This window comes from Treponema sp. UBA7567, from assembly GCF_002476655.1.
Taxonomy (GTDB): Bacteria; Spirochaetota; Spirochaetia; order Treponematales; family Treponemataceae; genus Treponema_D.
On the sequence record NZ_DLLH01000036.1, the window covers coordinates 1 to 14,467 of the forward strand.

Sequence of the window (14,467 nt, forward strand, 5' to 3'; positions counted from 1 at the left end):
GGTCGGTTAAAAACATCGTAGAACCATGTGTGCCACAGGAAGAACTGGCTGTTTTCGTGCAAGTCAAGTTTTTTTAGTTCTGTTTTTGCTTTATTTTCAGCTGTGCTGATTCCGCGCTTTTCCAATAAATCAAGCACTGCTGATTTTATTGCTTCTTTATGCGCTGTCTTTGCATTATGGTCGCTTGTGTCAAAATACTTTTGCAAAGTTGTTACAAGGCATTTCACATCGTCTGCGTCATCAAAAAGTTCATCTGCTTTTTTTGTTGTTAAATCACTTAAATCAATTCCTTCAAAACTTTCAAGCAGGCTGTTTCCCTGCATAATCTTGTAGTCAAGGTTCGGCAAAGGCAGCGGCTCTTCTTCGTCAACGATAATCGCAAGCCAGAAACGCAGTCGTGCAATGTCAACCGCGCCTTTTTCAATATCCACGCCGTAAATATTGTTTTTTACGATGTGCTTTTTAAGCTCAACTCTTGTTTTTGCTTCTTCAACTAAAATCTGAGCGCATGGCAAAAGCTCGTTCAACATTCCCATAGGAAACGCTCCGCTTCCTACAGCCGGGTCGCAGATTTTTACATCAATCAAAGCCTTTAAAATGTCCGCCTTTTCTTTTTCGGAGAATGATGAGGCATCGTGATTCAGAACAAAATTTCTTATCTTGTCTTTTGCGGCTTCATCAGTTTTGACAGCTTCTGTTTCCAGATATGCGATTAAACTTTCGCGGCACATATACTGGACGATTTCTTTAGGGGTATAGAACGCTCCTTTGTCCTTGTTGTCTTCCAGAAGATTTTCAAAAATCTTGCCCAGCATTTCCGGATCTACTCCGATTTCCACATCGTCCGGGTCTGTCTCGTCAATAGTAAAGTTGTACTGATTGAAGAATTCAAAAATAGATTCAAAATGTTCTTTCTTGAATTTAACTTTTTTCTTATCAAGCTCATCTTCCTCAAAAAGTCCGCCGTTCAGATATGGAATTCTGATTTCGCTTCCGTAGATACTGCATACAGCTTTTGGAGCAAAGGCTTCTTCTCCGCGGTCGCAGTTCAGGCTTTTGAAGAACAGCGGCTCAAGTGCCTGCTCAAGAAAATCATTTTTTACAGAGCTGTCCGCATTCTTAAAAAGATTGTAGATAAAGTTCTTGTCGCCGGTTTCCCATTTTGCGTTTTTTTGAACACCCAGCCATCCTTTTTTCTGCAGAAACTGAAGGAACACAAGCCGCCCCATGAGTTTTTTTACAAAATCGCGGACAGCTTTGTCGTCCCCGTTAAAAGCATTTGCAAATTCTGAGGCTGCTTTTTTTGTTTTTTCTTCTACAAATTTTCCGCCCTTTTTTACAAAACGTTTTCCGCTTATGTATTCAACAAGGTCTGCATAATGTTTACGGTATTCGTTAAAGAAATCATCGCTTAACGGGGCGACAGCGAACGCTTCAAGCATATTCTCATCTTTAATTGTTGAAAGTCCTTCGAGTGTCGAAAATCTTTCTGCAATAGTTCTGCAGGAATGTTCCGGTCCGCAAAGATATGTGTAGCGTTTTGCGCTTGTGCTGTTTTTTAAGGAGTCTGCCTTGTTCACATAGCTTACACGCCATTCTTTTTTATTGTCTGAAAAATGAAAGAAGATGAGCGCATTTGAATCGTTTTCCATGACCTTGCGGACGCAATTCTGGATATTAACTCGGCTTCTTTTTAATGCGACGTTGTCCTGCAGCTCAACATCTGCGAATGTTATTGGAAAACTGCCTCTGACTTGCGCGATGATTCTGAATGACTTTATCTGCTTTTTGTCTGAATCAGAAAGTTCCTGTTCATCTGTTAGTGTTGTATCATTTGCTTTTACAAAAATCGGTTTTATAAGATTTTCAAATAAAACTTTTTTTCCTGGATATTCATTTTCAAATAATGAGCGCAAATTTTCCATAATATTTTCTCCAAATTATTCAACTATAAATTCAATTGCAATGTTCACTTCGGATTCTGAAGAATGAGAGCGCGTGTATTTGTGCAGATAATCAATATCGGCTTCTGTCTGAATCGTTCCAAGCCCTTCATTATTAAAATCCATTTCCAGAATTTTATTTATCAGAGTGAAATTTTTATCTCTTATTGAATTTGAAATTTCATCAAGTTTTTCTCCGTAGATTTCCGGCAAATCAAAATTATAAAGTGATTTTATTTTCTTGATTGCCGCCGAAATTTCTTTATCGCCTTTCCTAAGTTTGCTTTTCATTGAAAGTTCTGCATTCTGCTTGTCTGCGGAAAAGCAGTTAATGACTGACTTTCTGTATTTTTCTATAAGTGTGTTGTCTGGCTCTGTTCCCTCAAAAGTTGAAAGCGGTTTTAATGTTTCAAAAAACTCCAGCTGGCTGACTTTTGTTGCGCTTCCGTCTTCATTTGAGATATAAAGCGTTGAACGTAAAGTTCTGTTATTTTTGTCTGTTTCATTAAGCTCAGAAAATGCTTTTTTGTTTTTCGACTGCGTTGTTGAAACTATACTGGTATTAATAGAAGAAAGTTTTAAGTAATTGGCTTCGTTGTTTTTCTTGTATTCTCTCAGTTCTGCGATAAAAGGCATTATAGGTGTCTCTGAATCTTGAATTTCATCGCGGACTACTTTGTCAAAGTGTTTCACTTCCTCTTCATTTGAATAAATTTGGCTGTCCTCGCCAAAAAGCTCGTGAAATGCCTGAAGTTTTACATAAGTCCTGTTTTTCAGGTTTATCTGGCTGTCGCCCAAAGTTGATGGATAAAAATTATAGTTCCAGATTTTCTTTGCATCCGTGCCGATTCGGTTGATTCTTCCTAAACGTTGCATAAGCCGGGTTGCGTTCCAGGGAGAATCATAGTTCAAAATTGAATTTGAGCGGTGCAGGTTTACGCCTTCTGCAAGAACATCTGTTGTGATAAGAATCTGATAATCGTCTTTTTTTGCACCTTTATAGTTTGCGTCAAAGTTTGCAGCGATTATTTCTTTCATATCGTCGCGGTTTTTTGCAGTGATAGAAAGAACATTGCAGTTTGGAATAGGCATTTCGTTCAGTTTTTGCACAAGAGCCTTTTGAGTTGCAATGCATTCTGTAAAAATGATTAGTTTGTTATTCTTGTTTCTTTTCGGATCAAGAAATTGTCTTGCGGTTTCAAAGATAAATGTGCTCATTTTTGGGTCTGAGGTCTGAACGTCCCATTTTGAGCAAAGCTCATCAATAAGCCGCAAATCATTGTTCAGGTTTTCTATATAATTGTCAAAAAAATCCGCTCGTTTGTATTCCTGATTTGGACCTTCATTTTCGTTACCTGAATTTTTCTTGTTCGCCTTCTTTGCTTTTTCAGCCAGAACACAGAATGTCTGCTCAAAAGTTCCATTTTTAGAGATATTATCATCGTTTAGCTCTTTGTTTACATTTAGGTCAGGGCAGATAAAAATCCTGTCCGCATTCCACATTTTTATCATATTTTCTGTATAGCGGTGCAGGTTGTGCAGTGATTCCTTAAAAGCCGCCTGTGAGCTTTCAAGCCGCTTTACCAAAAGCAGTTCCATAATCTGCGCAAGACGCTGGGAAGTTCCTGTAACGCTCAAGTTGTTTATTTCGTGCCGTCTGCGGTTTTCTTCTGATTTTAAAAATTCGATTGCCCTGTAGCGGTAATAGCCAAGTCCGTTTTTTCCTGCCGTTGCTCCAAAGTCAAGAATAGGTTCTCCGTTTTCGTCTGAATCAACATGGCTTACTTGTGGGGCGATTATATTTATTGTGTTGTTGAAAAGATTTCCAAGTTCTCCGTTCATTTCGTAAGGAATTGCTACCGGCTTTTGAATTTTTGGGAAAGTTAATCCCTGGTTTTTCATGTCTTCCTGATAAAAACGTTCGATGTCTGTCCTTGTGCGGCGTATTACAAGAGGCTCTACTATTCTTTTCCTGATGTCTTCGCTGTCTGCAATAAGAGCGGCTTTGTCATGTGCAAGTTCTTCTTTTGTTTTAGGAATTTTTTTGCCGTTAATAGTCTTTTCTTTCTTTATATATTCCTTGTAGTTATTGTGTTTTTCTGCAAAATAGTTCTCCAGTTTGTTTCCGAATTTTCCGAGGTTTTGCAAAGTGGAGCGGTTGTGCTCACGCTGAAATAAATAAATCTGGTTTCTTAAATCGTAAGGCTCGTTGTTCTGCGGTGTTGCGGAAAGAAGCACAATATATGGCTGCGGATTTATTGAGCCGATAAGGTCATCTAGCTTCTGGTACATTATTGTGCTGTCATTTCTAAAGCGATGGCTTTCGTCTATAATAATCATTCCGTATTCTTCTTTTTTAAATGTGGAATCAAAATCATTTTCGGCGGTATATTCATCTGTTTCATTGACATCATCAAGACAGCCGATTGTTGTAAGAGTTATAAGCGGCTGAATCTTTTTTTCTGAAACTTCACCTTTATCAAAATATTCAATTGAGTCTATCCAACTTTGCTTGATTGCTGGCGGAGTGACAATAAGAACTGGATTCTTAAAGCCTGTCTCAAGCAGATGCCGCTTTACCACCATAAGAGCCGTAAATGTTTTTCCAAGTCCTACAACATCCGCAAGAATAAAACCGTGGTGCTGCTTCATTATTGCGAATCCTTGGTTTACTGCTTCCGCCTGATATGCAAGGCGCTTGAAATTCGGATCTTTCGGCATATAGTCATCGGGTGTGATTTTTCCATTAAAGCTGATTACTTCATCAAACTGGTCAATAAGAAATTTGATGTAGGTTTCATAAGGAGAAAGTACCGTATAATTTGAAATTGCCTCTTTCTTTTGCTTTTTGTCAGCCAGCACTTTTTTTGCGATTGCTGAAGGACGAAGAATTTGCTCCAAAAATTCCTTTGACCAGTCCTCCGACAAAGTCCACTTTTCATTGAACCAGAAAATATGTCCTTTTGAAACATTTATACAGTTCGGCTCTGCGGTAATGATTTGAGAAAGCGTTTCAAGGTAATTCAATTCAGAGTTTTCTTTTAAGCCTTTCTCTGTAAAATTGCTGCTTCCTATGATTCCGTATGCAATTCCTTTTCCGTAAAAAATATAGCACTTTGAATGCAAAAACTGATTTTCTTCATTTTCATTTTTCTTGAAGATATGAATTTCTATTTTGTCTGCCTTGCCGAGATATTTTAAAAGAAACGAAACTGCGTTTTCATATTCAGGTTTTACTTCAATTTCGTTTATGTCCGTGCGGATAAATTCTTCCGGCCAGTTCTTTGCATCTTTGTATTTCGGATTCTTATTGTACTGCGCAAAAAGATATGGGTCTTTGCCTATTAAAAGCCTGAGTTTTGTTCCGTCCCGTGATAAAAATTCATCGAGTTCATCTGCAAGAACAGCAGTTCCCGGAATATCCCAGTAGCCTGTGGCAATGTCAATATGGTTGATTTTTGGATTTCTTAAGATTTCTTTTATTGTATCTGCAAGTTTAAGATTTTCTGAATTGTCTATTAAAGTGTTTCCTGTCATTTTCTATGCTTTGTCCGACCTTAATTGTACTATACTATTGGTATTTTTTCATTGTAAATTTTCTGCTTTGCTTAAAAAGATATTTTCTTCCTTTTCCAGCTATGTCTCCATTCCTCTTCAAGCCGGAAGCCCTTTCCTGCTGGAACAAAAAAATCTTCCTGTTTTAAGCGGAACGTCTTTCCTGTTTAAGCAGGAAGGTTGAATCGGTCTGGCAATATGTGTAAATTTTGACAATTTTATACTTGACAACGACAACTATGTAGATTATATTCTTTTTAGGAGGTTAATGCTGAACACGAATAGAAAGTGCCGCAAAATAAAATGGCAATTGCGGCGGACGTGCCGTCTATAAGGCAAGAATTGAATTAGGAATTGAAATAATATGGAAAGCATGGCTGTTAAGGACAGAATCGGCAAACTGCTTTCGGAAACAGGAATGAGCCAGAAGGCTCTTGCCGATGCGACAAACTTGAGCGAGGGGGCGGTTTCCCACTATCTTAAAGGGGACAGGGTTCCGAAGGGCGCAATCCTTCTGAACATAGCAAATGCGCTGGGCACGACGGTCGATTATCTTACTGGAAAAAGCGATGATGCCCACAAATTTTCATCGGAACAGGAAATTGAGCAGGCGTTCGAGCTTATCGCGCGCAATGCAAAAGTCTTGACCGATGAGGAGCGCAAAAGGTTCGCGAAAATTCTTTTTGCGTAAGACGAGGTAAAAATGGAAAGAGCATTTCAGCTTTTGGGAAGTGAATATGATGAGATAGAAGAAGAGGCGAATTGTCTTTTTGAGGACTTGGGAATAAAAAAATATCCGGCGGACTGCTTTGAGGTGGCGCGTCTGCTTGGAATTGAGCTTGTAAAATATTCAGATTCTTCGGATGAGGACAGGGAATTTATGACCTCTAAGTACGAGGAGGGATTTTCTGTTATGACGGCAAAGTCAAGGTATGCGATTTACTACAATGATTCGCTTCCGCCTTGCACCGTCCGTTTTACAATCTGGTATGAGATTGCCCATATTCAGCTCGGGCACTTGTACGAGAATCAGGGAAAGTCGGCGGCAAGAATGAAAGCGGAATGCAACCGGTTTGCAACTTATGCGCAGGCTGCCATGCCGTTCGTGATAAAGCTTTCGCCTTGCTGCCCGGATGAGCTTATGCAGGAATTCGGGCTTGGCTGGACTTGCGCAAACTATGTCTTTGACAGCTACATGCGCATAAGGCAGTACCCGAATATCGTGAGAAGAATTCTTTCAAACAGGATTCTTGATTTATTTAGTCTGGCTCAGGAGCTGGAGGAGGCTGTATGAAAAATGAAGCAAAAAATTAAGCCCTTAGGATTTGCCGAAAACATTTGCGGTGCGTAAGGCATTTCTTAAGGGCTTTAAAAAGACACTCCGGACGGAGAATCTTCAAATCTGATTTCAGAAGTATACTCCTGTCTTGCGTGTCTGGTCAACAGAAAAATTTGCGGAAAGCGGAAATTCTGTTCAGCAAGGAAAAGGAAACTCACCTTTTTATAACAGACAGTCCAAAACGGACAAGGAATATATAAAATGAGCACAACAACAAACATTAACTATTCGGACATAGAAGGAAGCGGAAATCTCACTCTGTACAAAAATCACTTTGACAAGGGCGGAAAATATTACGCGCGTTTTGACCGGCGCAACGTTACGATTGACAACCTTATAGCTCGCACACAGAAAAAGGACATCGGTGTGAACGCCATAACCGCAAAGCACATTCTCTCGCTTATAAAGGCGGAGATAATAGAGGCCCTGCAGCGCGGCGAAAGCGTGAACCTTATGGACTTAGGAACTTTCTACATTGCGGCAAGCGGCACAAGCGGAAACACCGCCGAAACAGCCGAGATAAAGAAGCTGCTTGTAAAGTTCACATCGTCAAAGGAAACTAACGAGGCGGTCGCAAAGCTGGAGATAAACAGAGTAGTGATTGCGGATTCAAGCCCTTCGGTTGATTCCATTGCTGACCTTTTTACGGGGCTTAAGGACGGAACTCTTACATCCGGAAAGGCTGCAAGAATCGACGGTGGCAGGCTGAAAATTTCCGGCGATGATGGCGGAATATTTTTTGCCGAGTGCGACTCGGACGGAATTTATTCCGAGGACGAAAGCACATGGCACAAGGTGAAAGCAGAATCCATAATGCGCAATCTTTCAAGGACGCTAGAATTCTTCCTGCCCGAAAGCCTTGAAAGCGGCAAAAGCTACAGGATTATCCTGCGCACAAACAGCCGCAAAGGGAACGAAGACAAGAAGACATTTGTTTACGCTGTGTCGGATATTGTCGCGGTAAAATAAAAAGCAGAATAGTCTAAATGTCGAGTTTTATAGTTTATGTCATTACAATGCTATAACATTTAAATTACAATTCTTATCAAAACTCGGCATTTGGGTGATATAAATCTGATTTTACGAACTCAGCGGCTTCTTAATTCTTCTGCTTTTCCACCTCTTCAAGTTCCCTCACAAGCTCAGAAAATTTCACTGCCGCAAGGCTTTGCTCAAACGCTTTCTGCGCGTCGGCAAGGTGCGAGTCGAGAATCTTGTGGATGTTTCCGCCGACAGGACACGCGGGATTCGGCTGCTCGTGAAAACCGAAAACATTTTCTTCCAGGCTGCCCGAAGCCTTGTAAATGTCAAAAAGCGTGAACGACGACGGCTCCGCGACAATTTCCGCTCCGCCAGTTCCGGCCGCAACCTTCACAAGCCCCGCCGCCTTGAGCGAAAGAAGCGTCCGCCTGATAATGACCGGATTCACGCCCGTGCTTCCCGCGATAAAATCTGAAGTGACTTTCCTTTCCCCGCCGAACCGGTGGATGCACAACAAAGTGTGAACCGCCACCGTAAATTTGCTGCTTACTTTCATACGCCAACTTTAGCAGATTTTCGCTGTAACTTCAATTATTACAATATTAGGGAGGATGTTGATGTCCGGATTGCAGAATTCCGTCCTAATACGGAACTGCGACCGTCACCTGAGTTCCCGCCCCTTTTTCTGTGTTAAAGCTGACTCCGCCGCCGAATCCTTCCGCGCGTGCCTGAACATTTTTCAGTCCGAAATGATTTTTCTTTTTGAGCGCGTTTTTCAAATCAAAGCCCTTTCCGTCATCAGAAACGATAATCTTGAAGCTTTTTTCATCAACGGTTCTGACCAGCACGCTTACACTTTCTGCTCCCGAATGTTTTATTGCATTTGTTATAATTTCCTGCGTGATTCGGTAAATGTTCAGATTTTTATCTTTCGGGAAAGTCTTAAAAGCCGGACTGTTTTTAAGTTCATCCTGAATGCTCAGGACAATTTCCACGCCGCTCTGTTTCTGCAGGACATGGCACAGGGAAATCAGCGCCTCAAGAATTCCTTCGCTCAAATCGGACGGTGTAAGGGTATAGCAGACGCCGCGCACATCGGAGGCGATTTTTCTGCAAAGGCTCACGGACTCCTCATCTTTAAGGCGGAACTGGAGCACACCCAAATCCTGACAGACCGTATCATGAAGCTCGTTGGAAATGCGCTCGCGCTCGGCTTCCTGGGTTTTAATCATCCGGGCGGTAAAGGCAAGATTTTCCTTGCGGAGTTTTGACGACAAAAGATACATGACCGAAAACACAAGCGACGCGAGCACTGCAATAATGATTACAAAAATCAAAATCCTGTAGGAATAATAGACCTGTTCAAGCTGAAACCTTGCAAGGTTTTTCTGGAGGATTTCCCAGCCGCGAACGTTTTCCGCAATTTTCTGCCTGTCGCCTTCATTGATTCCGCCCAGAATGTTTTCGTAGATGACCTTTGCTTCCGGAAAATAATAAATCACGGTATCAGAAGGAGAGACCTTTTGCGCTTCGGCATAAAAGTCTTCAAGACGTTTTTTGAATTCACTTTCCTCCGCCGATTCACATTCCATCCACTTTTGAGTAAGCCCTTCCATCATAAGCGGTTCAGTCTGCTTCTGAGCCTTATGAGCAAAAGCTGAAAAACTGAATAGCGCAGACAGGATAAAAACCGTGATTTTTTTCATCTTTAGAGTATAACATATTTTTTATACAGCTGATATAATAAACCATGATTTTCAATTTTGATTCATCAAGCCGAAAGAGATTTGTATTTTTTGCTTTAAGCGTTCTTGCCGGTCTTTTAGATTACCTTATCTGCGACTTTGTGGCCTGGATAAACCATCTGCCTCTTTTTTGCGACACGGTTTTTATCATGGCGCTCAGTTTTCTTGCAGGGCCATGGTGGGGAGTGCTTGCCGGATTCTTCTACCACCTGATTGACTTTATTTTGAACAGGACGCTTGAACCCGGACATCTGTTTATGCTCTGCCATTTTCTTGCGGCTCTTACAGCAGGATATTTTAAAATCCTGTTCATCAAAAAGACTGACACGGGCCACGCGGTTTTTGTAAAACTGATTGTTCTCAGCATCGCGCTGTGCCTTGTCATGAGCATTTCGGGCGGAATCATAAGCTACATCTTAAGTTTTGTGGAAGCGTACAACCATGCAAGCAGCCAGACTGATTTTCTTACGTTTTTGTGGGAAAACAGATTCCGTTCAAAGCTCCTGCTTCTGATAGCCGTGCGCCTTCCTGTGAATTTTGCAGACAGGCTTATCTGCACATTCGCCGCCTGGGGCGTTTTCCGGGGGGGAAAAGGATTCTGGGTGCTGTCAGCAAAGAGTAAGTTTTTGATTCAGCCATAAAATAAACTTCCTGTTGTAATTTTAAAATCCTTGAAGCTGATTGGATAAACGGTCATCCGTAACGCCATTTGCTTTCCTCTCACAAATACCGCCCCAGCTCGTAGCGGTTCTTCACGTTGAATTTGTCGAAAATGCGGGAAACGTAGTTTTCTACGGTACGTTTGGAAATTCCAAGACGAGCGGCGATTATCTCGTTCGGAAGATGCTCGGAAATCAAGTCCAAAAGTTCGCGTTCTTTCTTTGTGAGGGAAACCATGATTGAGCTTACATACATCATGCCGGGGATTAAATCCTTTTGGATGTAGGTTCCGCCGCGTGCGACTGTCCGGACCGCATCAAGGATTTCCGATTTGCCGGCATTTTTTGAGACAAATCCCTTGATTTTGTGCTCCATGGTTTTTACAACAAAGCCCGCGTTTGAAAATGAGGAATACATAAGGCAGTTCACTCCGCGCCGGATAAGAAAGTCCGCCGCATCAAAGCCGCTTCCGTTTTCAAGCTTTATGTCAACCATCGCGACCGTCCGCCTTAGCTCTTCTGGAGATTTTGAACCGATGAACGCTGCGGCCTCATCTTTTGTCTTGCAGAAATGGCAGACCCGGATGTCTTCAGTTTCCGAAAACACCTGCTCAAGTCCAAGGCTTATCATTTCATGGTCGTCAACACTGATTACGCTGATCATTCTCATATTTTATCTTAGAAAGACGCAAAAATATACAGAGAAAACTCACAGGGATAATCACAAGAACATCGTCATATAAACTGGAATGCTGAGAACATCCTTGTCCTTTCCCAAATCCTTTGTGTACGCAAGGTATTTATTCAGAATACGGGACGAATATTTTTCGCAAAAGGCATCAAGCGAAGCGTGGGTCTTATAGCCCGACGATTTTATTTCTATCGGGCAAACCTTGTTCTTTCGCGCGAGAAGGAAATCAATTTCAAAATTATGCCTTGATTTCTCATCAAGAAATGTGTAATAAAAAAGAGCGTTTCCGTTTGCCTTTAGAATCTGCGCGACAACATTTTCATAAAGGTACCCAAGATTCACAGAAAGCTTGCCGCTGAGCAGCTTTTCATAAATAATATTTTCCGTAAAATCCTTATCCATAAAAACCATGGTTGTAAAAAGTCCTGTATCGCAGACAAAAAGCTTGAAGTTTTCCAAATCCTTTGTCCGCGTAAGTCCTGCGTTCGGATCGTCTGATTTATAAGACACAAGAACGGTCTTGGAACTTTCCATTTCCGAGATAAGCTCAAGGACTGTCGAATTGCGCTGGTTTGCCAGGACCGAAGAAACCTGATACCGTGAGGCATTTTTTTCAAGCTGAGACGGAATTGATTTGAAAAGAAGCGCGGCCTTCCCGCTTGAATCAATCTTCATAAAGTCAGATTCATAAAGCCGAAGAATATCGCGTTTTTCTTCGTCAACAAGCCTCATATTGTTTGTTTCGATGTAAGTGCTCACAGCCTTTGGCATTCCGCCCACAAGCATATAAAGCCTAAAGTCGCGCATCATAGTACGATTCAAATCATCGCCAAGCGGCTGATATTTTTCAAAAGATTCCCGCAAAAGTTTTATAGTAACAGTGTCGCCCAAAGCCCATTTGAATTCTTCATAATCCATCGGGTACATCTGGACCGTGCGTTCCTCGCTTGGAATAAGAATGTCCTTTACATTTTTCCGAATCGAAATCAAGGAGCCGGTTTCCATATAATCATAGCGATGATCAGCAACAAGATGCTTTATTGCCTGCCGAGCCTTTGGACAAAACTGAACCTCGTCAAAAATGACAAGGCTTTTCCGCTCGTGAAGCTCTTTATGATAGATAAGCTGAAGCCGCATGAAAATATAATTCAAATCAGAAATGTCGTCAAAAATCTTGAAAACTTCCTGCGACGCTTTCGTAAAATCAATGAGAATATATGATTCGTATTCGTTTTTTGCGAATTCCTCAACAATGGTTGATTTGCCGATACGACGCGCGCCTTCAACAAGCAAAGCCGTTTTGCCGTCCGAGTTTTTTTTCCATTCCAAAAACTTATCGTAAATTTTGCGCTTAAATGCCATAAAATCCCAAAATCGTTAATTTTATAGTATTATATTAACACAAAATCGTTAAAAATATAAGTGCTATTTACCGCAAAATCGTTAAATTTACAGTTCAAAAAACCGCAAAATCCATAGAGAAAACTCACAGGAATAAAGTGAGTTTTTACTGACTACAAGAAAAAACTCTGACTGTATAATCTTGCCAGAATAAAGAGGTTTCGCCTCAAAAAGTCGGCGGACAATAAACGCGGAGGATATTCTATTATGAAAAAAATCTTATTTATTTTAAGCCTTGCTCTTGCAACGACTTTCACCTGCTTTGCGACAAATCCTGCAAGTGACTTTTACTATGACATGGCGCCTGACGGTCAGGGAGTAATGCTAAAAAGTTACAAAGGAAAGTCTACAACAGTTGTAATTCCAGATACAATTGAAGGCTTGCCAGTGACTCAGATTGGTGAAAAAACTGAGTGGGCAGCCCGCTTTTTTCCACATACAATGTATAAAAGCTCTTGCAACACTCCATACACAATAACAGTTCCAAAAAGTGTAAAAGTTATAGGAAACAACGCTTTCAGAGGTGTAAAAGGAAAAATCAATATTGATATAAGCAATCTTACATCAATTGGAAAAGAAGCTTTTGCTGAATCAGACATTGCCGGTACAATAAAAATTTCAAAAGGCATGAAATTTACAGGACCTGACGCATTCAGAAAGACAAAAATTACAAGTGTCATTGTTGAAGAAGGAGTAACATCCTTGGGCTATGATGATTATGTTCCTGACGGCACGTTCATGGAGTGTCCAAATTTAAAATCTGTTACACTTCCTGCATCATTGACAAAAATTAACGGAATTCCTTTTAACGGCTGTGCGGCACTGTCAGAAGTAAAAATTCCTGATGGAACAAAAATAGAATATAAAGACAGCCGTGTATTCAGCATGTGTTCATCTCTAACACTTGCCGTGAAAGCAAAAATCAAAGCATCTGGTTATACAGGCGAATTCTAATTTTTGATTTATTCATTGCTTTTTTTGTAGCTAATAAAAATGCCTTTATAGGAGTAAACACTTATGAAAGAGGCAATAATCGGCGGAATCTTTGCGTTGCTTGGCTCTTTGGTCACATTTTTGGGGACTTATCTTTCAACCTTAAACACAAAAAAAGAAGAACGGACCAGAAGGCGGATAAAGAGCTACCTTGAAGAATTAAAGGGATTCTACAACCTTGAGCAGCTTTACATGAAAGCCGTCGCACAGTTGCGCGGAAAAATTCCGGAAAATCAGGAAAGTGCAAATCCGCTTGGAATTCAGAAAGAGTTCCGCAGGGCAAATGAAGAAGAATGTGGTATTATCCTTTCAATGACAGACCACAAGGCAGATAAATTGCTTGCCGATTTTGAATAAAAACAAAACCGAAAGTCTGCAAAACAAGCGTTGTGGAATAAAAGCAACGCTTGTTTTTTTCTACATCCTCAATAAATCAGCATGAGTGCCGGTCCTTGAAAGCGTAAGAATCAGCTCCGTCTTGTTCTTTATGTAGATCAGAATCCAGTCCGGCTGAATATGCAGTTCCCGGAATTTCTTCAGCTTGCCTTTCAGCTGGTGGTCGCAGTACTTTTCGGGGAGTTTTTTGCCGGAAAGCAGAAGTTCCACGACCTCATCAAGCAAGTCTATGTCGTAGTTCCGCCGTTTTATGAGCTTATAGTCTTTTTTGAACGAGTTCGCCAAAACAAGCTTGTATTTTCTCATGCCTTGTATTCCGGCTCAGGCTCTGCAACGCACAAATCCATGTCCGCCATCGCCTCCTTGAACGAATCATACCTTTTTGCCTTGATTTTGCCTTTGCTTATATCCAGCGCTTCCTGGCAGGCAGCAAGAGTTTCGTCGTTGTATTCTTCTTCCGCCCTGATTTTAAAAGGAATCGTCCGCGTGCGGTTCACCGCCTTGATAAAAATATTGATTGCGGTTGAGATGTTCATTCCCATTTTTGCGCAGATTGAATTGAAAGTTTCCTTGTCCTTTTGTTCCACATTTACCGTAATTGCCGCCATTTTTCGTCCTCGATACACTACAATTTATTAACAACACAATGTTTTATATATATAATATAAGATATTATTATTATAAATGCAAGAAATTTCGGTGTAAAAATTGAACTTTTGTGATTGTCAGACGTGAAAATTAAGTGTCATTGCCGTGCAGCGACA

14 protein-coding genes are annotated in these 14,467 nt (G+C 41.0%); 6 read left to right on the top strand and 8 right to left on the bottom strand.

What is annotated here, in order from left to right:
* Both B3Y13_RS04260 and B3Y13_RS04265 read right to left on the bottom strand, forming a co-directional pair.
* On the bottom strand, positions 1-1,925 hold a 1,925-nt coding region (locus B3Y13_RS04260; RefSeq protein WP_349681358.1), incomplete at its 3' end, for a DNA methyltransferase.
* Positions 1,926-1,940: 15 nt separating this feature from the next.
* Complete coding sequence (locus B3Y13_RS04265) at positions 1,941-5,480, bottom strand: helicase-related protein (RefSeq protein WP_296692856.1); 3,540 nt, start codon at positions 5,478-5,480, stop codon at positions 1,941-1,943.
* 382 nt (positions 5,481-5,862) lie between these two features.
* Here B3Y13_RS04265 and B3Y13_RS04270 point away from each other — a divergent pair, with 382 nt between their 5' ends.
* The 3 genes from B3Y13_RS04270 to B3Y13_RS04280 all read left to right on the top strand — a co-directional run bounded on the left by B3Y13_RS04270 (position 5,863) and on the right by B3Y13_RS04280 (position 7,806).
* Complete coding sequence (locus tag B3Y13_RS04270) at positions 5,863-6,189, top strand: helix-turn-helix domain-containing protein (protein WP_296692857.1); 327 nt, start codon at positions 5,863-5,865, stop codon at positions 6,187-6,189.
* Between the two features lie 12 nt (positions 6,190-6,201).
* Complete coding sequence (locus B3Y13_RS04275) at positions 6,202-6,792, top strand: ImmA/IrrE family metallo-endopeptidase (protein ID WP_296692859.1); 591 nt, start codon at positions 6,202-6,204, stop codon at positions 6,790-6,792.
* A 246-nt stretch (positions 6,793-7,038) separates the two neighbouring features.
* Positions 7,039-7,806 carry a DUF4469 domain-containing protein gene (locus B3Y13_RS04280; protein ID WP_296692862.1) on the top strand — a complete coding sequence of 256 codons (768 nt, stop codon included), beginning with the start codon at positions 7,039-7,041 and terminating at the stop codon, positions 7,804-7,806.
* A 130-nt stretch (positions 7,807-7,936) separates the two neighbouring features.
* Here B3Y13_RS04280 and B3Y13_RS04285 read toward each other — a convergent pair whose 3' ends face one another.
* Both B3Y13_RS04285 and B3Y13_RS04290 read right to left on the bottom strand, forming a co-directional pair.
* A complete protein-coding gene (locus B3Y13_RS04285; protein ID WP_296692866.1) occupies positions 7,937-8,374 on the bottom strand; it encodes an Rrf2 family transcriptional regulator in 438 nt (145 codons plus the stop codon).
* A gap of 85 nt (positions 8,375-8,459) precedes the next feature.
* Positions 8,460-9,524: a sensor histidine kinase gene (locus tag B3Y13_RS04290; protein WP_296692869.1), complete on the bottom strand. Its 1,065-nt coding sequence runs from the start codon at positions 9,522-9,524 to the stop codon at positions 8,460-8,462.
* A 44-nt stretch (positions 9,525-9,568) separates the two neighbouring features.
* Here B3Y13_RS04290 and B3Y13_RS04295 point away from each other — a divergent pair, with 44 nt between their 5' ends.
* Positions 9,569-10,204, top strand: a complete 636-nt coding sequence (locus B3Y13_RS04295) for an ECF transporter S component (RefSeq protein WP_296692872.1) — start codon at positions 9,569-9,571, stop codon at positions 10,202-10,204.
* Positions 10,205-10,283: 79 nt separating this feature from the next.
* On the opposite strand, the gene B3Y13_RS04300 is transcribed toward B3Y13_RS04295, so the two are convergent.
* Positions 10,284-10,886 carry a response regulator transcription factor gene (locus B3Y13_RS04300; RefSeq protein ID WP_296692874.1) on the bottom strand — a complete coding sequence of 201 codons (603 nt, stop codon included), beginning with the start codon at positions 10,884-10,886 and terminating at the stop codon, positions 10,284-10,286.
* Between the two features lie 57 nt (positions 10,887-10,943).
* Positions 10,944-12,275, bottom strand: coding sequence for an ATP-binding protein (locus B3Y13_RS04305; protein ID WP_296692877.1), 1,332 nt, complete (start codon positions 12,273-12,275; stop codon positions 10,944-10,946).
* Between the two features lie 246 nt (positions 12,276-12,521).
* Here B3Y13_RS04305 and B3Y13_RS04310 point away from each other — a divergent pair, with 246 nt between their 5' ends.
* Together B3Y13_RS04310 and B3Y13_RS04315 are read left to right on the top strand one after the other, a co-directional pair.
* Positions 12,522-13,268, top strand: a complete 747-nt coding sequence (locus tag B3Y13_RS04310) for a leucine-rich repeat domain-containing protein (protein WP_296692880.1) — start codon at positions 12,522-12,524, stop codon at positions 13,266-13,268.
* 63 nt (positions 13,269-13,331) lie between these two features.
* The gene (locus B3Y13_RS04315; protein ID WP_296692883.1) at positions 13,332-13,664 is read left to right on the top strand and encodes a hypothetical protein; all 333 of its coding nucleotides are present in this window, start codon (positions 13,332-13,334) and stop codon (positions 13,662-13,664) included.
* Positions 13,665-13,724: 60 nt separating this feature from the next.
* On the opposite strand, the gene B3Y13_RS04320 is transcribed toward B3Y13_RS04315, so the two are convergent.
* Together B3Y13_RS04320 and B3Y13_RS04325 are read right to left on the bottom strand one after the other, a co-directional pair.
* Positions 13,725-14,009, bottom strand: coding sequence for a type II toxin-antitoxin system YafQ family toxin (locus tag B3Y13_RS04320; protein ID WP_296692887.1), 285 nt, complete (start codon positions 14,007-14,009; stop codon positions 13,725-13,727).
* Positions 14,006-14,311, bottom strand: coding sequence for a type II toxin-antitoxin system RelB/DinJ family antitoxin (locus B3Y13_RS04325; protein WP_296031552.1), 306 nt, complete (start codon positions 14,309-14,311; stop codon positions 14,006-14,008). Before B3Y13_RS04325 ends, B3Y13_RS04320 begins: the two co-directional genes overlap by 4 nt.
* Between the last annotated feature and the right edge of the window lie 156 nt (positions 14,312-14,467).

Bases quoted from the DNA above. Each gene is read 5' to 3' on its own strand.
- B3Y13_RS04315 (WP_296692883.1), top strand. From the start codon at position 13,332: ATGAAAGAGGCAATAATCGGCGGAATCTTTGCGTTGCTTGGCTCTTTG.
- B3Y13_RS04320 (WP_296692887.1), bottom strand. From the start codon at position 14,009: ATGAGAAAATACAAGCTTGTTTTGGCGAACTCGTTCAAAAAAGACTAT.
- B3Y13_RS04280 (WP_296692862.1), top strand. From the start codon at position 7,039: ATGAGCACAACAACAAACATTAACTATTCGGACATAGAAGGAAGCGGA.
- B3Y13_RS04275 (WP_296692859.1), top strand. From the start codon at position 6,202: ATGGAAAGAGCATTTCAGCTTTTGGGAAGTGAATATGATGAGATAGAA.
- B3Y13_RS04325 (WP_296031552.1), bottom strand. From the start codon at position 14,311: ATGGCGGCAATTACGGTAAATGTGGAACAAAAGGACAAGGAAACTTTC.
- B3Y13_RS04270 (WP_296692857.1), top strand. From the start codon at position 5,863: ATGGAAAGCATGGCTGTTAAGGACAGAATCGGCAAACTGCTTTCGGAA.
- B3Y13_RS04300 (WP_296692874.1), bottom strand. From the start codon at position 10,886: ATGATCAGCGTAATCAGTGTTGACGACCATGAAATGATAAGCCTTGGA.
- B3Y13_RS04295 (WP_296692872.1), top strand. From the start codon at position 9,569: ATGATTTTCAATTTTGATTCATCAAGCCGAAAGAGATTTGTATTTTTT.
- B3Y13_RS04265 (WP_296692856.1), bottom strand. From the start codon at position 5,480: ATGACAGGAAACACTTTAATAGACAATTCAGAAAATCTTAAACTTGCA.
- B3Y13_RS04285 (WP_296692866.1), bottom strand. From the start codon at position 8,374: ATGAAAGTAAGCAGCAAATTTACGGTGGCGGTTCACACTTTGTTGTGC.
- B3Y13_RS04290 (WP_296692869.1), bottom strand. From the start codon at position 9,524: ATGAAAAAAATCACGGTTTTTATCCTGTCTGCGCTATTCAGTTTTTCA.
- B3Y13_RS04310 (WP_296692880.1), top strand. From the start codon at position 12,522: ATGAAAAAAATCTTATTTATTTTAAGCCTTGCTCTTGCAACGACTTTC.
- B3Y13_RS04305 (WP_296692877.1), bottom strand. From the start codon at position 12,275: ATGGCATTTAAGCGCAAAATTTACGATAAGTTTTTGGAATGGAAAAAA.